This is a genomic window from Pseudomonas sp. USHLN015 (genome assembly GCF_037153275.1).
Taxonomy (GTDB): Bacteria; Pseudomonadota; Gammaproteobacteria; order Pseudomonadales; family Pseudomonadaceae; genus Metapseudomonas; species Metapseudomonas tohonis.
Genome location: NZ_JBBCKP010000006.1, coordinates 1 through 19,395, shown reverse-complemented (window position 1 = coordinate 19,395; position 19,395 = coordinate 1). Strand labels below are relative to the sequence as shown.

Genomic DNA, 19,395 nt, shown 5'->3' with positions numbered 1-19,395 from the left:
TCCCCCGTCGCTGATCGCACCCTCCGAGCCCCTCGCCGCACCGGCGGGGCACGGTATTGGGTGCGAGCGTCGGTGGCCGGGCCAGCCCAGCGTCTCCCTTCCCCTCGAACTGGCCTTCTGGGCCCTCTGGCACTGCCGCCACGCGCGCCCGCCGGACGCTGCTCCCTTCTGATTCCGGACCGGCCACTCCCCTGGCCGCCGTCCGTCACGCGACGACCCGCTCCCGAACGCACGCCTGCACAGTGTTTGCATGGCCTTGCCCGGGATCATCACGTGCGCCCGATGCGGCGCTGAAGAGAGCCAGATGAAATTCGCCACAGAGCAGGAAGCCCGAGACTTTCTCGACCAGAACCCCGATATCGACGCCTTCGAGCTGTTCATCCTCGACGCCAATGGCGTGCCACGGGGCAAGCTGCTGCACCGTGACGAGCTGCTCGCCGTGTACAAGAGCGGCCGGCCGCTGCCGAGCACCATTCTCGGCCTCACCCTCAATGGCGACGATGTGGAGAACTCCGGCCTGGTCTGGGACGTGGGCGACATCGACTGCCGCGCCTACCCGCTGGCCGGCAGCCTGGTGCGCCTGCCCTGGCGTCGCATGCCCACCGCCGCCGTGCAGGTCAGCATGCACCCGAGCGAAGGCATGCCCGCCGCCATCGCCGACCCGCGCCACGTGCTGATCGAGGTGATCGAGCGCCTCAAGGCCGACGGCTTCCACCCCGTGATGGCCTGTGAGCTGGAGTTCTACCTGCTGGACCAGAAGCCCGATGCCCAGGGCCGCCCGCAACCGGCGCTGGACGGCGACGGTCGTCGCCCGCGCACCACCCAGGTCTACGGCCTGCGCGAGCTGGAACAGATCGAGCCTTTCCTCGCCGACCTCTATGCCGCCTGCAAGGCCCAGGGCATTCCCGCCCGCACCGCCATTTCCGAATACGCGCCCGGCCAGGTGGAGATCACCCTGGAACACGGTGACGCGCTGGAGGCCATGGACCAGGCCGTGCGCTACAAGCGCCTGGTCAAGGGCGTGGCCAATGCCCATGGCATGCAGGCCTGCTTCATGGCCAAGCCCTTCGATCACCTGGCCGGCACCGGCATGCACATGCATGTCAGCCTGGCCGACGCCGAGGGCCGCAACCTGTTCGCCAGCGAAGACCCGGCCGGCACCCCGCAACTGCGCCTGGCCGTGGGCGGCATGCTTGCCTCGCTGCTCGATTCGCTGCTGCTGTTCTGCCCCAACGCCAACTCCTACCGCCGCTTCCAGGCCAACAGCTACGCGCCCCTGGCGCCGACCTGGGGTGTGGACAACCGCACCGTCAGCCTGCGCGTGCCCGGTGGCCCGGCCTATACCCGCCACATCGAACACCGCATCTGCGGTGCCGACGCCAACCCCTACCTCGCGGCGGCCGCCATCCTCGCCGCCATCCATCGCGGCATCCGCGACGAGATCGACCCGGGCGAACCGATCGAGGGCAACGGTTATGCACAGGCCAAGGAGCTGCTGCCGACCGACTGGCTGACCGCGCTGCAGGCCCTGGAGAACTCCGGCTGGGCCCGCGAGGCCCTGGGCGCGGAGTTCCTCGGCGTCTACCTCGCGGTGAAGCGCGCCGAGTACCGCCAGTTCATGGCCGAGGTCGGCGAGCAGGACTGGCGCTGGTACCTGAACCAGGCCTGATCCCGCGGCAGCGCCCGGCCCGTCGTCCCTGCGAGTGCAGGGGCCCGGTAAACAGATTCGTACGGAGAGGGCCCCCGAGGGCCTCGCAGGAAACCAAGATGAACGTCGCACTGAAGACCACGCCCAGCGCCGAGCGCTGCGCCTCCTACTACACCGCCACCCTCAATGCCGAAACCGACTACCCCACCCTGCAGGGCACGGTGGAGGCCGACGTGGTGATCATCGGCGGCGGCTTCACCGGTGTCGCCACCGCCGTCGAGCTGGCCGAGCGCGGCCTCAAGGTCGCCCTGGTGGAAGCGAAGAAGATCGGCTGGGGCGCCACCGGCCGCAACGGCGGCCAGGTCACCGGCAGCCTCTCGGGCGACGGCGCCATGCGCAAGCAGATGCGCAAGCGCCTGGGGGCGGAGGTGGACGACTTCATCTGGCACCTGCGCTGGCGCGGCCACGCGATCATCAAGAGCCGGGTGGAGAAGTACGGCATCGCCTGCGACCTCAAGCACGGCCACCTGCATGCGGCGATGAAGCCCGCCCATATCGACGAGCTGCGCGAATCCTTCGAGGAGGCCCAGCGCCGGGGCATGGGCGACGACGTGACCCTGCTCGACGCCGCCGGCGTGCGCCAGCACCTGGAGAGCGACCTGTACCTGGGCGCGCTGAAGAACACCCGCAACATGCACCTGCACCCGCTCAACCTGTGCATCGGCGAGGCCCGCGCGGCCGAGAGCCTGGGGGCGATGATCTTCGAGCACTCCGAGGTGCTGGAGATCATCCACGGCGAGCGCCCGGCGGTGGTCACCGCCCAGGGCCGCATCAACGCCCGCCAGGTGCTGCTGGCCGGCGACGTCTACCACAAGCTGGAACCGAAGAAGCTCAAGGGCATGATATTCCCGGCCATGGGCGGCATCGTCACCACCCGCCCGCTGGGCGAGCTGGCGGAGCGCATCAACCCCCAGGACCTGGCCGTCTACGACTGCCGCTTCGTGCTCGACTACTACCGCCTCACCGCCGACAAGCGCCTGCTGCTGGGCGGTGGCGCCAACTACTCCGGGCGTGACTCGCGGGACATCGCCGGCGAGCTGCGCCCGGCCATCGAACGCACCTTCCCCGCGCTCAAGGGCATCGAGATCGATTACCAGTGGAGCTGCGCCATGGGCATCGTCATCAACCGCATCCCGCAGCTGGGCAAGCTCTCGCCCAACGTCTGGTACTGCCAGGGCTATTCCGGCCACGGCATCGCCACCACCCACATCATGGGCGAGATCATGGCCCAGGCCATGACCGGCAGCCTCGGCCACTACGACACCTTCGCCGACTGCTCGCACATCAAGGTCCCCATGGGCGACGTGTTCGGCAACCCGATGCTCGCCGTGGGCATGTGGTACTACCAGATGCTGGAAAAACTCCGCTAAGGCCCCGTAGCCCGGGCTTCAGCCCGGGTAGCCCGTGCTGGCCGCATGGGATTCGCCGAGCTCATCCCATCCTACGGGGACTGTGCCTGCTCCCTGTGGGAGCGGTTTCAACCGCGAAGTTTGGTGGCGCCTGGCTTGGCCGCGAATGAAGTCGCTCCCACAGGGCACGATGTCTGTAGCCGGGTTGGGTGGACGTCGCTTTTACGTCCACCATCCGTGTTGCGGTTGGCCCCGACGGTGGACCGATGAAGCGCGGTCCACCCTACGCCCGGCAAGGGCCGCCGACGCTGTTTGTGGGAGCGGTTTCAACCGCGAAGCTTGGTGGCGCCTGGCTTGATCGCGAATGAATTCGCTCCCACGGGGCACGGTATCTGTAGGGGCGAATTCATTCGCCAAGGAGCGCGCAGCGCTCCCCTCGCTCCTGCGGTTTACCCCCGCTGCGCCTTGAGGAACAGCGAGAACAGCTCCGACTGCGACTTGATCCCAAGCTTGGCGTAGATGTGCTTGCGGTGGACCTTCACCGTCTCCGCCGAGATGGCCAGCTTGCGCGCCACTTCCTTGCTGGAGCAGCCGCTGAGCATCAGCCGGGCGACCTCCAGCTCGCGGGCGGTGAGGGCGCTTTCCACCTGCTGGCCCACCTGGTCCAGCTGCACCTCCCAGTTCGGCGCCGGTTGCGGGGTGCTGGCCAGGCGTTCGGCCTCGAAGGCCAGGCGCTGGCGCATCAGCCCCACCACCCAGGGTTCCACCAGGCTCAGCAGGGCGATCTGCTCGGGGGTGAAGGCCTGGCGCGAGCCGAGGGACAGGCACAGGGTGCGCCCGCCCTCTAGCGGCACGTTGAACTGCAACTCGTCGGTCACCACGTTGAGTCGGTGGTAGCGCTGGTAGTAGTCGGTCTGCTCGAAGCATTCCGGCGCCACGTCGGCCAGGCGCAGCAGGCCGCCACGGTTGCTTTCGCGGCTGTGGATGTAGAAGGGGTCCAGCAGGTAGAGGCCGTCCAGGTAGTCCTGGAACAGCAGGTCCGGCTCGCCGTCCTCGCCGGGGCATTCGGCGCACACCAGGGGCCGGCCTTCGCTGAACAGCAGCGCCACCCAACTGTCATGGGGCACGTACTGGCCGAGGGTGCGCACCAGCGCCACCCAGAAACCCGGGGCGTCCAGCGACTCGATCAGTTGCCCCACCGAGCGGTGCCAGGCGATGTCCTGCAGGCTCAACGTCATGCTTCTACCCCTGATGGGTTACCACGCGGGCGTGATTTCACCGAAGGCGCCGGCGGTTCCATACTGCGCGAACACCGGGACCGACGCAGCGCGCATTCTGACCGGTTTGCGCCAGCAGGTCTCGTGCAACGACAAGAAACAGGAGTCCCCATGAAGGTCGAACTCGTCCAGTTGGCCGGTCGTGACGGCGATACCGCCCACAACCTCGCCCGCGCCCTGGAAGCCATCGCCGCCTGCGCCACCGACACCGACCTGGTGGTGTTCCCGGAGACCCACCTGATGGGCTTCCCCACCGCCGAGAACATCGCCGCCGTCGCCGAACCGCTGGATGGCCCCACCGTCCAGGCCGTGCAGCGCGCCGTCCGCGAGCGCGACGTCGCCGTGGCCATCGGCATCGCCGAGAACGACGCCGGCACCTACTACAACACCACGCTGCTGATCACCCCCGAAGGCATCGCCCTGACGTACCGCAAGACCCACCTGTGGGCCTCCGACCGCGGCATCTTCACCCCCGGCGACCGCTACGCCACCTGCCTGTACAAGGGCGTGCGCGTGGGCCTGCTGATCTGCTTCGACATCGAGTTCCCCGAGAGCGCCCGCGCCCTCGGTCAGCTCGGCGCCGAGCTGATCATCGTCACCAACGGCAACATGGACCCCTACGGCCCCACCCACCGCACCGCCATCATGGGCCGCGCCATGGAGAACCAGGCCTTCGCCGTGATGGTGAACCGCGTGGGCGAGGGGGATGGCGACCTGGTATTCGCCGGTGGCAGCGCCGTGGTCGACCCCTTCGGCCGCCTGCTGCTGGAGGCCGGGCGCGAGGAGTGCCGGCAGATCATCGAGCTGGACCTCGGCCAGATCGCCGCCGCCCGCAGCGACTACCGCTACCTCGACGACCGCCGCATGGTGCTGCCGGGCGAGATGCGCGAGCACGCCGACGGCCGCCGCGAGCTGCTGATCCCCTGATCCCGATTCGACGGGCGCCCCCGAGGCGCCCGCGTAGCCGCATCCCCAGGGACGCGGTCGCTCCACCTTCGCCGACTTCGGCTCTGCCATAACAATCAACAATTCGGAGTAGCAGTAATGGCTCGTCTTCAGCGCACCCTGTCGCTGGGGTCCGTGGTGCTGTTCGGCATCGCGTACATGACCCCGATCATCGTCCTCGGCACCTTCGGCATCCTCGCCGACGTCACCCAGGGCCTGGTGCCCGCCGCCTACGTGGCCGCGTCCCTGGCCATGCTGTTCACCGCGCTGAGCTACGCGCGGATGGCCGCCGCCTTCCCGGTGGCCGGCTCGGCCTACACCTACGTGCGCAAATCCATCAGCCCCAAGCTGGGCTTCCTCGCCGGCTGGGCGGTGCTGCTGGACTACCTGTTCCTGCCCATGGCCATCTGGCTGATCGGCGCGGCCTACCTGCACTCGGCCTTCCCCGACGTGCCCCAGGCGCTCTGGGTGCTGGCCTTCATCGGCGTCACCACGGCCATCAACGTGGTCGGGCTCAAGCTGGCCAAGACCGTCAACGGCGCGCTGATGCTGGTGCAGTTCCTGGTGCTGCTGGCCTTCGTCGCGCTCTGCGTGCACTACGTGCTGGGCGATGCGAGCAAGCCGCTGTGGTCCCTGGCGCCCTTCGTCGGCGAGGGCCTGAACCTGCCGCTGGTGATGAGTGGCGCGGCCATCGCCTGCTACTCCTTCCTCGGCTTCGATGCGGTGAGCACCCTCACCGAAGAGACCCGTGACCCGCGCCGGACCATTCCCAAAGCGATCCTGCTGATCACCCTGATCGGCGGGCTGATCTTCATCGCCACCTCCTACTTCGTGCAGCTGGCGCACCCGTCCATCGAGTTCCAGAGCGCGGACTCGGCGGCCTACGAGATCGCCCGCAACATCGGCGGCGATGTGTTCGTCTCGGTGTTCCTCATCGGCCTGATCGTCGGCCAGTTCACCTCGGGCCTCTCCGCCCAGGCCAGCGCCTCGCGCCTGCTGTTCGCCATGGGCCGCGACGGCGTGCTGCCGCAATCCCTGTTCGGCCGCCTCAGCGAACGCTTCGGCACCCCGGTGGGCAGCATCGTGCTGTGCGGCGTGGTGGCCCTGCTGGCGCTGAAGATGGACGTGACCACCTCCACCTCCTTCATCAACTTCGGCGCCTTCCTGGCCTTCAGCCTGGTGAACCTCTCGGTGATCTTCCACTACTGGCTGCGCAGCGATCGGCGCGGCCCGCGCGAGGCGCTGCTGTTCGTGGTCTGCCCGCTGATCGGCATGGTCTCCACCCTGTGGCTGATGATCAGCCTCGACCACCTGGCGATCATCCTCGGCCTGTCCTGGCTGGCCCTGGGGGTGATCTACCTCGCCTGGCTCACCGGCGGCTTCCGTCGCCAGCCGCCGGAGTTGCACTTCGAAGAGGCCTGACGGCCGCGTCGGGGAGGGCGGGTATCCTGCTCGCTCGCCCCGTGGAATGGACGCCCGATCCGAGGCGGCAAAGGACGGTTTCCTGGCATAAAGTGGGCGCTCTTTTTCCCACGGTTCCGGAGCCGGCCATGGATGCCCCGCTGTTCGATTCGCTACCCGATGACGAGACCCTCTACCAGGCGCTGCTGGAGCGCGACCCGGCCTATGAGGGCTTTGCCTTCGTCGGGGTCAAGAGCACCGGGGTGTTCTGCCGCCTGACCTGCGCCGCGCGCAAGCCCAAGCGGGAGAACTCGGTGTTCTTCGGCAGCATCAAGGCCTGTGTCGAGGCGGGTTTCCGGCCCTGCCTGCGCTGCCGCCCGCTGGACCAGGTGGGCGCCCGGGAGCCGCTGGTCAAGGAGCTGGTCGCGCTGCTGGAGCAGGACCAGGAGAGGCGCTGGCTGGAAGGCGACCTCGTCGCCCTCGGCCACGACCCCTCCACGGTGCGCCGTGCCTTCAAGCGCCATTTCGGCGTGACCTTCCTGGAAATGGCCCGCCTGCGCCGCATCGGCCAGGGCCTGGCGCAGCTGTCCGCCGGGGCACGGGTGGTGGACGCCCAGGTGACCGCCAGCTTCGACTCCGACAGCGGCTTCCGCAGCGCCTTCACCCGCCTGCTGGGCGAACCGCCGTCGCACCTGCGCGGGCGTGAGCTGCTCAAGGCCGACTGGCTGGAAACGCCCCTTGGCGTGATGCTGGCCGTGGCGGATGCGCAGTCCCTGCACCTGCTGGAGTTCTTCGACCGGCCGGCGCTGGCCAACGAGCTGAAGAACCTGCAGAAGCTCACCGGCACCCGCATCGGCTTCGGCCGCTTCGCCCCCATCGACCAGATCGAGGCGGAGCTCTCGCGCTACTTCGCCGGCGAGCCGGTGGTCTTCGCCACGCCGCTGGCCATGGGCGCCTCGGCCTTCACCCGCAGTGTGTGGCAGGCCCTGCGCGAGATTCCCTTCGGCGTCACCTGCAGCTACGCCGACCTGGCCCGCGCCATCGGCTCGCCCTCGTCGGTACGCGCCGTCGCCCGTGCCAACGGCACCAACCAGATCGCCATCGTCATCCCCTGCCACCGCATCATCGGCTCCGACGGCTCCCTCACCGGCTACGGCGGTGGGCTGTGGCGCAAGCGCTGGCTGATCGAGCACGAGCGGCGCATGGGCCGCGCGGTCCCGGGCTGAAGCCCGGGCTACGGGTGGGCGGCCGGGGATCGTTGTAGGGGCGTGCGGGTTGTTGTAGGAGCGAGCTCTGCTCGCGAAGCTTCTGGCAGTGCTGCGCACTGCTGGGCGAATGAATTCGCCCCTACACGGGTCTGTGCCGCTGCAGGGCGGGTGCAACCCGCGTGGCGTGCACGCGGGTTTGGGGGGAGAGTCAGGCCGGGTTGGTCTGGCCGATGGTGCTGCGGGGCTCGGCCTGGGCATCCGGTTCGCCATTGTCCCGCTCGGCGGTGGAGAGTTCGCTGGCGTGGTGGCCGGTGATGCGCAGCAGGGCCAGGGTGCAGACCAGCGACACCACCGCATAGAACGCCGAGGCGATGGCCACGCCGACGATGCTGCCGGTGGAATTGAGGATCCACTGGGCCAGCAGCGGGGTGCCGCCGCCCACCAGCAGGGAGCACAGCTGGTAGGCCAGCGACAGGCCGGAGTAGCGCACCCGGGTGGGGAAGGCGCGGGCCAGGATGCCGCCGATGGCGCCGTAGAACATGGCGTGGGGGATGGTCGCCAGGCACATGCCGACGGCGGCGATCCAGTACACGTTGGTCTCCACGGCGAAGAACATCGCCGGCATCAGGATGAACTCCGGCAGCACCATGATCGCCACCGCCTTGCGCATGTCGATGCGGGTGGTCAGCAGCGCGCCGATGGGCTGGCTGATGAACTGCACCACCAGCGCGATGACGATGATGCTGAGGAAGGTGCTCTGGCTGTAGCCCAGGGTCTTGGTGGCCCAGGACAGGGCGAAGGTGCTCTTGAAGTAGGTGACGTGGATCACCGGCAGCGTCCCCGCGCCCAGCAGCACCACCAGCCAGTGCTTGCGCAGCACTTCGAGGATCGGCAGCTTGGCGGTCTTCTTCTCGCGCATCAGCCGCTGCATGTCCGCCGACTCTTCCAGGGTCAGGCGGATCACCATGCCGACGATCACCAGCGCCGCCGAAAGCAGGAAGGGAATGCGCCAGCCCCATTGCAGGAAGTCCGGCATCGGCAGGCTGCTCAGGGCGAAGAAGGCCAGGGTCGCCAGCAGGTTGCCGGTGGGCGAGCCCTGCTGGGCGAAGGCGGCGTAGAGGATGCCCTTGCCCTTGGGCGCGCTCTCGCTGGCGATGAGGATGGCGCCACCCCACTCGCCGCCGACGGCGATGCCCTGCAGCACCCGCAGGCACACCAGCGTCACCGGCGCCCAGACGCCGATCTGCGCATAGGTGGGCAGCAGGCCGATGCCGGTGGTGGCCAGGCCCATCATCACCAGGGTGATCACCAGGGTGGTCTTGCGGCCGATGCGGTCGCCCAGGTGGCCGAAGATGATGCCGCCCAGGGGCCGGGCGATGAAGCCGGACCAGAGCGTGGCGAAGGACAGCAGGGTGGCGACGCCCGGGTCCATGTCGGCGGGGAAGAACACCTTGCCGAAGACCAGTGCGGCGGCCAGGCCGTAGATGTAGAAGTCGTACCACTCGATGGTGGTGCCGATGAAGGAAGCGATGCCCGCCTTGCGGGCCTTGCGATGCTGTTCCCGTTCGTCCGGGTGCAGGGCGTGGTTCATGGACTCCACCTCTCTTGTTGTTTTTATCTGGCGAACCAGCGGCCACCCCGCCGACAGAGGCAAGGGGCGTGGCGGGGCGGGCTGGCGCATGGCTTGAGACTCGAGTCGAGCCGGAGTCTAGGAGCGCGGGCGGCAAATCAATAGTCGTTTGTTCTTATGGCGCGATAACGGAATCCGTATCGTCGCCTGCCAGTTGCCGTTGCAGGCGTGCGAGGAAGGCGTGTGCCGCCTCGGGGGCGTTCTCCTCGCCGAGCAGGGCATGGATTTCCGACAGTGCGCCTTCCTGCTGCAGGGGGACGCCGACGACACCCGGCCAGGCGCGGCACAGGGACGCCGGCAACAGCGCGACGCCCATGCCCTGCGCCACCATGGCGACGATGGTCTGCCACAGCCGGGCCTCGTGGCGGATCTGCGGGCTGAAGCCGGCCCCCACGCAGCAGGCGATGATCAGGTCGTGGTAGTGCGGCGCCGCCGGTCGCGGGAAGAGGATGAACGGATCGTCGCGCAGTTCGGCCAGGTCGATGCGCTCAGCACCCGCCAGGGGATGCCCGGGCGGCAGGCAGCAGAGGAAGGGTTCGGCCAGCAGGGCCTCGGAGCGCAGCCCTGCCGCCAGGGGGCCGCGATGGATGAAGCCGATGTCGATCTGCCCGCGCTGCAGCGCCAGGGCCTGCTCGGCGCTGTTCATCTCCTGCAGCACCACCTCCATGCCCGGGTGCTCCGCCTCGAAGCCGCTCACCGCCGCCGGCAGGCCGCGATAGAGCATCGAGCTGACGAACCCCACGCGCAGCCGGCCCAGCGCACCCTGGGCCGAGCGCAACGTCAGGCGCCGAGCCTGCTCGGCCTGTTGCAGCAGGCTGCGGGCCTCCTCCAGCAGCACCTGGCCGGGGGCGGTGAGCTTCACCGATTTGTTGGTGCGCGCCAGCAGTTGCACGCCCAACTGCTCCTCCAGCTTCTTGATGTCGAAGGAGAGCGCCGGCTGGGAGATGAACAGGCGCGCGGCGGCGCGGCCGAAGTGCAGTTCCTCGGCGACGGCGATGAAGTAGCGAAGCTGCTTGAGGTCCATCCGGTGCTCCCTTCAACGATATGATTTTCTTATCGTATGGGCTTTTTATTCTATTGGATACTTATCGTAGGGCTTCTTAGTCTCGGCGCACGACACGAAGGAGTGACGCCATGAACGCCCTGATCGAACGCCCCGTCATCGATGAACTGAACATCCCCGACAGCAGTGGGATGAACCTGTTCGACGTCGACCCCGAGCTCGCCCGCCTGCTGTCCCTCTACCTGCCGCCGGCGGTCCTGGCGCCCTGGCTGCCGCGCCTGCAGGCGCTTGGCGCACGCGCCGGCGGCGAGCTGGACACCCTGGCGCTCTCGGCGGACAAGAACCCGCCGGTGCTGGCCAGCCGCACCCGGCGCGGCGAGGACCGCCAGCGCATCCTCAAGCACCCTGACTACGTGGCCCTGGAGCGGGTGGCCTACGCCGAGCTGGGCCTGGCCTCCATGAGCCACGTGGCCGACGGCCCGCCGCCGCTGGTCAAGTACGCGCTGACCTACCTGTTCGTGCAGGCCGAGTTCGGCCTCTGCTGCCCGGTGAGCATGACCGACTCCCTCACTCGCACCCTGCGCAAGTACGGCGCACCGGAGCTGGTGGAGCGCTACCTGCCGAGCCTCACCTCGCGGGACTTCGACAGCCTCTACCAGGGCGCCATGTTCATGACCGAGCAGGCCGCCGGCTCCGACGTGGCGCGCATCCGCACCGTGGCGCGGCAGAAGGACGGGGCCTGGACCCTGCACGGCGACAAGTGGTTCTGCTCCAACCCCGACGCCGACCTCGCCATGGTGCTCGCCCGGCCCGAGGACGCCCCCGAGGGCATGGCAGGCGTCAGCCTGTTCCTGCTGCCCAGGCACCGGCCCGATGGCAGCCGCAACGCGTACCGCATCGTGCGCCTGAAGGACAAGCTCGGCACCCGCTCCATGGCCAGCGGCGAGATCACCCTGGAAGGCGCCACCGCCTACCTGATCGGCGAGGTCGGACGCGGCTTCCAGCAGATGGCCGACATGGTCAACATGTCGCGCCTGTCCAACGGCGTGCGGGCCGCCGGGCTGATGCGCCGGGGGCTCAACGAGGCGCTGTTCGTCGCCCGCCAGCGCCAGGCCTTCGGCAAGCGCCTGGTGGACATGCCGCTGATGCAGCGCCAGTTGCTCAAGCTGATGCTGCCCGCCGAGCAGGCGCGTTCCCTGTTCATGCAGATCGCCACCCTGCTGCCCCGTGCCGATGCCGGCGACCGCGAGGCGCAGCAGTGCGTGCGCATCCTCACCCCGCTGATCAAGTTCCGCGCCTGCCGTGATGCCCGCCGTGCCACCGGCGACGCCATGGAGGTGCGCGGTGGCGTCGGCTACATCGAGGAATGGAGCGACGCCCGCCTGGTGCGCGACGCCCACCTGGGCTCGATCTGGGAGGGCACCAGCAACATCGTGGCGCTGGACATCGCCCGCGCCGTGACCCGCGAAGGCGCCCTGGAGCCCCTGGCCCGCCACCTGCGCGGCCTGCTCGATGAGGCGGCCCTGCCTGCCGCCGCCGATGCGCTGCTGCGCAGCAGCCTGGACAAGGCCGTCGCGCTGATGGCCGAGGTCGCCGAGGCCCGCCGCCACCAGCAGGTGCGCCAGGCCGGCAGCGCGCTCTATCACATCGCCACGGCCATCGCCCTGGCCTGGGAGGGCGCGCGCCTGGCCCCCAACCACCGGCGCCTGGCCCTGGCCTTGCTGGTGCTGCGCCACCGCGTGCTGCCCCGCGACCCCCTGGCGGCCGAGGCGGATGCCGGCGATGCGCTGCTGCCGGCCCTGCTGGCCGAAGGCCCGCTTAGCCTGGACGACGCCCTGCGCCTGCTGCCCCACTGATCGCGGAGCCCTGACCATGACCACAACGACAGCCCCTCGGGGCGCCTTGCACGGCATCCGCGTTCTCGACCTCAGCCGCGTCCTGGGTGGCCCCTACTGCTCCCAGGCCCTGGCCGACCACGGCGCCGAGGTGATCAAGCTGGAACCCCCGGCCGGTGACGAGACCCGGGGCTGGGGCCCGCCCTTCGAGGGCGACACGGCTTCCTATTTCCGTGGCATCAACCGCAACAAGAAGGGACTGGTGGTGGACCTCGCCCAGCCCGAGGGCCGCCAGCTGCTGCTGCGCCTGCTGGAAGGCGCCGACGTGCTGCTGGAGAACTTCAAGCCCGGCACCCTGGAGCGCTGGGGCATCGGCTATGCCGAGGTGCTGGCCGAGCGCTTTCCCCGGCTGATCCACTGCGCGGTCTCCGGCTTCGGCGCCGACGGCCCGCTCGGCGGGCTGCCCGGCTACGACGCGGCGATCCAGGCCATGGCCGGCCTGATGAGCGTGAACGGCGAGGCCGACGGCGGGCCGCTGCGGGTCGGCCTGCCGGTGGTGGACATGGCCACCGGGCTCAACGCCCTGGCCGGCATCCTCCTCGCGCTGCACGAGCGGCAGCGCAGCGGGCGCGGGCAGTCCGTGGACATCACCCTCTACGACTGCGGCCTGTCGCTCCTGCACCCGCACCTGCCCAACTACTTCGGCTCGGGCCGGGTGACCCCGCGCAGCGGCAACGCCCACCCCAACATCGCCCCCTACGACAGCTACCGCACCGGCGGCGAGCCGATCTTCCTCGCCGTGGGCAACGACCGCCAGTTCGCCCGGCTCTGCGAGCACCTGGGCGCCGAGGCCCTGCTGGACGACCCGCGCTTCGCCGACAACGGCAGTCGCTCGGTGCACCGCCAGGCGCTGAAGACGGCACTCGAAGGCCATCTCGCCAGCCACGACGGCCCGTCCCTGACCGAGGCGCTGATCCGCCTGGGCGTGCCTTGCGGCGCGGTGGTGACTGTGGACCAGGCCATCGCCCATCCGCACACCCGCCACCGGGAAATGCTGGTGGAGCTGGGTGATTACCGCGGTGTCGCCTCGCCGGTGAAGCTTTCGCGCACCCCGGCGCAGTACCGCAGCCCGCCACCGGGCCTGGGCCAGCACAGCCGCGAGCTGCTCGAGGGCCTCGGCCTGGACGCCGGTCAGGTCGACGACCTGATCCAACGCGGGATCGTGCGCGGCTGACGCACCTCCCGCTTCCCCGCAGACAGGACACAACGGAGATCGTCATGACGGTCCATGAAGAACGCTTTTGCCCGGAGCCGCCGCTGCGGCTCGAACACCCCGGCGCCGGCATCGTCCTGCTCACCCTCGATCGACCGGCGCTGCGCAATGCCCTGGACCTGGCGTTGCGTCGCACCCTGGCCGAGACGGTGCAGGGGCTGGACGAGGACCCGTCGGTGCGGGTCATCGTCATCAGCGGCGGCCCCACCGTGTTCGCCGCCGGAGCGGACCTCGGCGAACTGGTGGAAGCCGGCCCGCTGCAGGTCCAGCAACGGCGCGTGGAGCGCTACTGGCAGGCCCTGGCGCAATGCCGCAAGCCGATCATCGCGGCGGTCAACGGCCTGGCCCTGGGTGGCGGCTGCGAGCTGGCCCTGCATGCCGACCTGATCGTCGCCGGCGCCACGGCGCGCTTCGGCCAGCCCGAGGTGCGCCTGGGCATCATGCCCGGCGCCGGCGGCACCCAGCGCCTGGTGCGCGCGGTGGGCAAGTACCAGGCCCTGCGCCTGCTGCTGACCGGCTGCCTGGTGGGGGCCGAGGAGGCCCTGGCGATGGGCCTGGCCAGCGAGGTGGCGGAGGAGGACGCACTGCCCCGCGCGCTGGCGCTGGCCGGGGAGATCGCCCGCCTGCCGGCGCTGGCCGTGGCGCAGATCAAGGCGGTGGTCCGTGATGGCGCCGACCTGCCCCTGGAAAGCGCGTTGCTGCTCGAGCGCCAGGCGTTCCAGTTGCTGTTCGACAGCCATGACCAGAAGGAGGGCATGCGCGCCTTTCTCGAGAAGCGCGAGCCGGAGTACCGGGGCCGATGAACGGGTTCGAGATCACCCGGCTCGGTGTGGTCGGCTGCGGCGCCATGGGCCAGGGCATCGCCCAGCTGGCGGCCAGCGCGGGCTTGCAGGTGCGCCTGCATGACGCACGCCCTGGCGCCTCGGCACAGGCCCGGGAGCGCATCGTCGCCGCGCTGGAGAAACAGCGGGACAAGGGCCGGGTCAGCGACACGCAGCTGGAGCAGTCCAGGGCGGCACTGCGGCCGGTGGAAACGCTGCAGGGCCTGGTCGGCTGCCAGTTGGTGGTCGAGGCGATAGTCGAGGACCTGGCCGCCAAGCAGGCGCTGTTCCGCCAGTTGGAGGCGCTGCTGGAGGGCGAGGCGATTCTCGCCAGCAACACTTCGTCGCTGTCGATCACCGCCATCGCCTCGGCCTGCGACGACCCCGGGCGGGTCGCCGGGCTGCACTTCTTCAACCCCGTGCCGCGCATGCGCCTGGTGGAGGTCATCCCCGGCCTGGCGACCCGTGGGACCGTCGTCGAACGCCTGCTGGCGCTGGTGCGGCAGCTGGGGCACGAGCCGGTGCGGGCGCAGGACTCGCCGGGCTTCCTGGTCAACCACGCGGGCCGTGCCTATGGCACCGAAGCGTTGCGCATCCTCGCCGAGGGCGTGACGGGGCCCGCCGAGGTGGACGCCTTGTTGCGCGATGGCGCGGGTTTCCCCATGGGGCCTTTCGAGCTGATGGACCTGGTGGGGCTGGATGTCGGCGTGCCGGTGATGGAATCCATCTACCGGCAGTTCTACGAGGAACCGCGCTACCGCCCGCACCCGCTGCTGCGCCAGCGCCTGGCCGCCGGCTATCTGGGACGCAAGAGCGGGCATGGTTTCCATCGCTATCCGGCGGTTGCCGAGCCGGTTCCGCAACCGTGCGCCATCGGCCCGCGGATGCCGGTGTGGCTGGGGCTGGACGAGGGCTTCGACGCCGCGATATTGCGCCCCTGGCTGAGCGGACTGGGCGCGGAGCTGGAGGAGGGCGCGCGGCCTTCCGCCGAAGCGCTCTGCCTGCTCGCGCCCCTGGGCCTGGATGCCACCGAGGCGGCGCTGCGCTTCGAGCTCGACCCCACGCGCGTGGTGGCCTTCGACGCCCTGGCGGAGCTGGCCTCGCACCGCTGCCTGATGCCAACGCCCGCCACCCGGGCGGACTGCCTTGGAGCCGCGCGGGCGTTGTTCGCGGCCGATGGCGCCAGGGTCACGGTGATCCGCGACAGCGCGGGCTTCGTGGTCCAGCGCACCCTGGCCGGCATCGTCAACCTGGCCTGCGACATCGCCCAGCAAGGCATCGCCGCACCCACCGATATCGACCTGGCCGTGCGCCTGGGCCTCGGTTATCCACAGGGCCCGCTGGCCTGGGGCGACCACTTGGGGCCGGCGCGGGTGCTGTCGATCCTCCAGCGCCTGCATGCCCTCAGCGGTGATCCGCGCTACCGCCCCAGCCCCTGGCTGCGCCGTCGCGCGCGGCTGGGCCTGTCCCTCCTGCATACCGATGCATCTTTCCAGGGAGAACGCTGATGCTCGATGCCTATATCTATGGCGGCCTGCGCACGCCTTTCGGCCGCCACGGCGGTGCCCTGGCCCAGGTCCGCCCGGATGACCTGGCCGGCGGCCTGCTGATGCCGGTGATGACTGCTTCGCGCGCGCCTGGCGCTGACCGCCTGCCGCACCCTGCAACGCAAGAACCTGCGCTACGCCGTGGTCAGCCTCTGTGTGGGGCGGGGCCAGGGCGTGGCCGTGGTCCTGGAGCGCACCTGAGCGCTTCGTGATGGAGGGCGCGCCAGCCGGCGCGCCCGAGCCTTGGAGAGCACCATGCATAACAACAAGAAACACCCCGCTGCACTTATTGCCCTGCTGCTGGGCGGCGCGGCCCCCTGGGCCCTGGCCGCCGATGGTTTCATCGAGGGCTCCAGCGCCACTCTGCAGATGCGCAACTTCTATATGAACCGCGATTTCCGTGAGGGCGCGGGCGACTCGCTGCACGAGGAATGGGCCCAGGGCTTCCTCCTCGACTACCGCTCCGGCTACACCACAGGCACCGTCGGTTTCGGCCTCGACGCCATGGGGCGCCTGGGGCTGAAGCTGGATTCCGGCAAGGGCCGCGCCGGCACCGGGTTGCTGGCGGTGCAGGACGATGGCCGCGCCGCCGATGACTACGGCCGGATCGACGGCACCCTCAAGGCCCGGGTCTCGCGCAGCGAACTGAAACTCGGCGCCCTGGTGCCCAGGCTGCCCACCCTGCAGCCGAACAATGGCCGGCTGTTCCCGCAGACCTTCCATGGCGGCCTGGTGGAATCCCGCGAATGGGAGGGCCTGGGCTTCACCCTGGCGCGGCTGGACGAGGTGAGCCAGCGCAACGAGGGCGGGCGCAGCGACCTGGCCCTGTACAACCGCAACAAGCGCTTCACCGCCGGGCCCCGTGCCGGGCATCTGGATCTGGCCGGCTTCGATTGGGAGGCACGCCCCGGCTGGACGCTGAGCTACCACCATGCCGAACTGGAGGACATCTACCGCCAGGACTTCTTCGGCCTCAAGGGCCGCGTGCCCCTGGGCGAGGACCGCCTGGAGCTGGACCTGCGCCTGTTCGACAGCCGCGATGCCGGCACCGGCTGGCGCCGCGAGATCGACAACCGCTCGGTCGGTGGCCTGATCACCTACCGTCGCCACGATGGCCATGCACTGGGCCTGGGTCTGCAGCGCATGAGTGGCCGTACCGCCTTCCCCTATGTACAGGGGGCTGATGCCTACCTGGTGAACTTCGGCCAGTACTACGACTTCGCCGAGCGTGGCGAGCGCTCCTGGCAACTGCGCTACGACTGCGACTTCGCTGCCCTTGGCGTGCCGGGCCTGTCGCTGATGACCCGCTATTTCAAGGCCCGGGATGGTGAACTGGGTGACGGTCGCTCGGTGGACGGATGGGAGCGCGACACCGACATCAAGTATGTGGTGCAGAGCGGCCCGCTCAAGGATCTGGGGCTGACCTGGCGCAATTCCGTCTACCGCACCAGCGTGGGCCGGGGCGTGGACGAGAATCGGGTGATCCTGAGCTACAGCCTGGCGTTGTTCTGAGCGGCTGTTGCCTCCCCGGGCTGAAGCCCGGGCTACGGGCAGGCCGGGGATGTCGTGGGAGCGAATTCATTCGCGAAAGCAGGCCGGAGGATTGCCTGTCGGTTCTTGGCGCTGGAGAGGGCCATCGCGAATGAATTCGCTCCCACAGGACTGGCAAGTGCCACTTGGTAGGAGCGAGCTCTGCTCGCGAAGCTTGTGGCGGTGCTGTGCACCGCTTGGCGACTGAAGTCGCCCCTACAGGGTTGTGCTTGTGGGGGTGGGGCGGGTGAAGCCTACGGCTCCTTCGCGAATGAATTCGCTCCCACAGGACTGGCAAGTGCCACTTGGTAGGAGCGAGCTCTGCTCGCGAAGCTTGTGGCGGTGCTGTGCACCGCTTGGCGACTGAAGTCGCCCCTACAGGGTTGTGCTTGTGGGGGAGGGGCGGGTGAAGCCTGCGGCTCCTTCGCGAATGAATTCGCTCCCACAGGTTGGGTGGGTAGGTGCCGCAACGTTGGGCGAATGAGCTCGCCCAACGGGGGCTTTAGCGTGCGGCGCTGACGCCTTCGAGGGTGGCGAAGGAGGTGTCCTTGGCGGTGAGGAGGAAGTCGCGCATGAAGGGGGCGTCGAGCATGTCCGAGCGGATGGCGGCATGGAGGGTGGCGTAGAGGGATTTCTCGCCGAGGCGCTTGGCGGTGACGTAGCCGCGCGAGCTGTATTCGTGCAGGGCCCAGTTGGGCAGGCAGCACACGCCACGGCCGCTGGCGACCAGCTGCATCATCATCACCGTGAGTTCCGAGGTGCGCACCTGGGCGGGTTCGATGTCGGCGGGTTCGAGGAAGCGGGTGAAGATGTCCAGGCGGTCGCGTTCCACCGGGTAGGTGATCAGGGTTTCCGTCTCCAGGTCCTCGGGCACCACGTGGGGCCTGCTCGCGAGAGGGTGCTGGTTGGCCACGGCCAGCAGGGCCTCATAGGTGAACAACGGCACGTAGGTGATGCCGGGCAGGTCGATGGGGTCGGCGGTCACCACCAGGTCGAGGTCGCCCCGGGCCAGGGCCGGCAGCGGGGCGAAGGAGAAGCCCGAGGCCAGGTCCAGCTCCACTTCCGGCCAGGCGTCGCGGAACTGGTCGATGGTCGGCATCAGCCACTGGAAGCAGCTGTGGCATTCGATGGCCATGTGCAGGCGACCGGCAGTGCCGCCGGCCAGCCGCGCGATGTCGCGCTCGGCGGCACGCAGCTGTGGCAGCAGCGAGTCGGCCAGTTGCAGCAGGCGCAGGCCGGCGCTGGTGAAGCGCACCGGCTTGGTCTTGCGCACGAACAGCTGCATGCCGAGGCGCTCCTCCAGCTCCTTGAACTGGTGGGAGAGGGCCGACTGGGTGAGGTGCAGGCGCTCGGCGGCCTCCACCAGGCTGTCGGCTTCGCGCAGGGCGTGCAGGGTCTTGAGATGGCGCAGTTCCAGCATGATGGCGGCTCTATGAATGAAATTCGTGGCGGGCGGAAGGAAGTTGAGTCTCCCTCATGGATGCGCGGCTGTCGAGAGGTGCCCGGCGTTGCGCACGGGGCATGAAAAAGGCGGCCCTGGGGCCGCCTTGCGTCCGGGCCGGGATCAGCCGCGATAGACGGGGAAATCGGCGCAGAGGCCCGCCACCTGCCTGGCGACCTGGGCCTCGACATCGGCGTCGCCGAGGTGGTCGAGGATGTCGCAGATCCAGCCGGCCAGCGCGACGCTCTGCTCTTCCTTGAAGCCACGGGTGGTGATGGCCGGGGTGCCGATGCGCACGCGGAGGTGACGAAGGGCGATTGCGGGTCGTTGGGCACGGCGTTCTTGTTCACGGTGATGCCGGCGCGGCCCAGGGCGGCGTCGGCGTCCTTGCCGGTCAGGCCCTGCTTGATCAGGCTGACCAGGAACA

The 19,395-nt window shown here is 69.3% G+C and carries 15 protein-coding genes and 2 pseudogenes; 12 read left to right on the top strand and 5 right to left on the bottom strand.

Going from position 1 to position 19,395, the window contains the following annotated elements:
• Positions 1–304 precede the first annotated feature (304 nt).
• Both WFQ67_RS13200 and WFQ67_RS13195 read left to right on the top strand, forming a co-directional pair.
• Positions 305–1,669: a glutamine synthetase family protein gene (locus WFQ67_RS13200; RefSeq protein WP_337057127.1), complete on the top strand. Its 1,365-nt coding sequence runs from the start codon at positions 305–307 to the stop codon at positions 1,667–1,669.
• Between the two features lie 98 nt (positions 1,670–1,767).
• Positions 1,768–3,078: an NAD(P)/FAD-dependent oxidoreductase gene (locus WFQ67_RS13195; RefSeq protein WP_173173078.1), complete on the top strand. Its 1,311-nt coding sequence runs from the start codon at positions 1,768–1,770 to the stop codon at positions 3,076–3,078.
• Between the two features lie 428 nt (positions 3,079–3,506).
• On the opposite strand, the gene WFQ67_RS13190 is transcribed toward WFQ67_RS13195, so the two are convergent.
• Complete coding sequence (locus tag WFQ67_RS13190; RefSeq protein WP_213626018.1) at positions 3,507–4,295, bottom strand: helix-turn-helix transcriptional regulator; 789 nt, start codon at positions 4,293–4,295, stop codon at positions 3,507–3,509.
• A 150-nt stretch (positions 4,296–4,445) separates the two neighbouring features.
• On the opposite strand from WFQ67_RS13190, the gene WFQ67_RS13185 reads away from it, so the two are divergent.
• From WFQ67_RS13185 to WFQ67_RS13175, 3 genes are all read left to right on the top strand, one after another.
• Positions 4,446–5,261, top strand: coding sequence for a carbon-nitrogen hydrolase family protein (locus WFQ67_RS13185; protein ID WP_337057125.1), 816 nt, complete (start codon positions 4,446–4,448; stop codon positions 5,259–5,261).
• Positions 5,262–5,378: 117 nt separating this feature from the next.
• A complete protein-coding gene (locus WFQ67_RS13180) occupies positions 5,379–6,701 on the top strand; it encodes an APC family permease (protein WP_337057124.1) in 1,323 nt (440 codons plus the stop codon).
• A 128-nt stretch (positions 6,702–6,829) separates the two neighbouring features.
• Entirely contained in the window at positions 6,830–7,906 is a 1,077-nt protein-coding gene (locus WFQ67_RS13175) for a bifunctional transcriptional activator/DNA repair enzyme AdaA (protein ID WP_213626015.1), read from the top strand.
• A gap of 190 nt (positions 7,907–8,096) precedes the next feature.
• Here the strand turns inward: WFQ67_RS13175 and WFQ67_RS13170 are convergent, their stop codons facing one another.
• Together WFQ67_RS13170 and WFQ67_RS13165 are read right to left on the bottom strand one after the other, a co-directional pair.
• Positions 8,097–9,479 carry an MFS transporter gene (locus WFQ67_RS13170; RefSeq protein WP_337057123.1) on the bottom strand — a complete coding sequence of 461 codons (1,383 nt, stop codon included), beginning with the start codon at positions 9,477–9,479 and terminating at the stop codon, positions 8,097–8,099.
• Positions 9,480–9,633: 154 nt separating this feature from the next.
• A complete protein-coding gene (locus tag WFQ67_RS13165) occupies positions 9,634–10,542 on the bottom strand; it encodes a LysR family transcriptional regulator (protein WP_285960941.1) in 909 nt (302 codons plus the stop codon).
• A gap of 110 nt (positions 10,543–10,652) precedes the next feature.
• On the opposite strand from WFQ67_RS13165, the gene WFQ67_RS13160 reads away from it, so the two are divergent.
• From WFQ67_RS13160 to WFQ67_RS13130, 7 genes and pseudogenes are all read left to right on the top strand, one after another.
• Positions 10,653–12,377 (top strand): acyl-CoA dehydrogenase family protein, encoded by a 1,725-nt coding sequence (locus tag WFQ67_RS13160; protein ID WP_337057121.1) that lies wholly within the window; start codon positions 10,653–10,655, stop codon positions 12,375–12,377.
• Between the two features lie 16 nt (positions 12,378–12,393).
• Positions 12,394–13,590, top strand: a complete 1,197-nt coding sequence (locus WFQ67_RS13155) for a CaiB/BaiF CoA transferase family protein (RefSeq protein ID WP_337057120.1) — start codon at positions 12,394–12,396, stop codon at positions 13,588–13,590.
• 44 nt (positions 13,591–13,634) lie between these two features.
• On the top strand, positions 13,635–14,432 hold the full coding sequence (locus WFQ67_RS13150) for an enoyl-CoA hydratase-related protein (protein WP_337057119.1): 798 nt from the start codon (positions 13,635–13,637) through the stop codon (positions 14,430–14,432).
• Entirely contained in the window at positions 14,429–15,958 is a 1,530-nt protein-coding gene (locus WFQ67_RS13145; protein ID WP_337057118.1) for a 3-hydroxyacyl-CoA dehydrogenase, read from the top strand. Before WFQ67_RS13150 ends, WFQ67_RS13145 begins: the two co-directional genes overlap by 4 nt.
• Positions 15,958–16,059: pseudogene (locus tag WFQ67_RS13140) on the top strand (hypothetical protein); the annotation flags it as partial. The gene WFQ67_RS13145 and the pseudogene WFQ67_RS13140, both read left to right, overlap by 1 nt.
• A gap of 13 nt (positions 16,060–16,072) precedes the next feature.
• Positions 16,073–16,198 carry a hypothetical protein gene (locus tag WFQ67_RS13135; RefSeq protein WP_213630659.1) on the top strand — a complete coding sequence of 42 codons (126 nt, stop codon included), beginning with the start codon at positions 16,073–16,075 and terminating at the stop codon, positions 16,196–16,198.
• 54 nt (positions 16,199–16,252) lie between these two features.
• Entirely contained in the window at positions 16,253–17,509 is a 1,257-nt protein-coding gene (locus tag WFQ67_RS13130; protein WP_213626008.1) for an OprD family porin, read from the top strand.
• Positions 17,510–18,029: 520 nt separating this feature from the next.
• Here WFQ67_RS13130 and metR read toward each other — a convergent pair.
• Complete coding sequence (gene metR / locus WFQ67_RS13125; protein WP_213626007.1) at positions 18,030–18,947, bottom strand: transcriptional regulator MetR; 918 nt, start codon at positions 18,945–18,947, stop codon at positions 18,030–18,032.
• Between the two features lie 144 nt (positions 18,948–19,091).
• A pseudogene (gene glyA, locus WFQ67_RS13120) lies at positions 19,092–19,395 on the bottom strand (serine hydroxymethyltransferase); the annotation flags it as partial.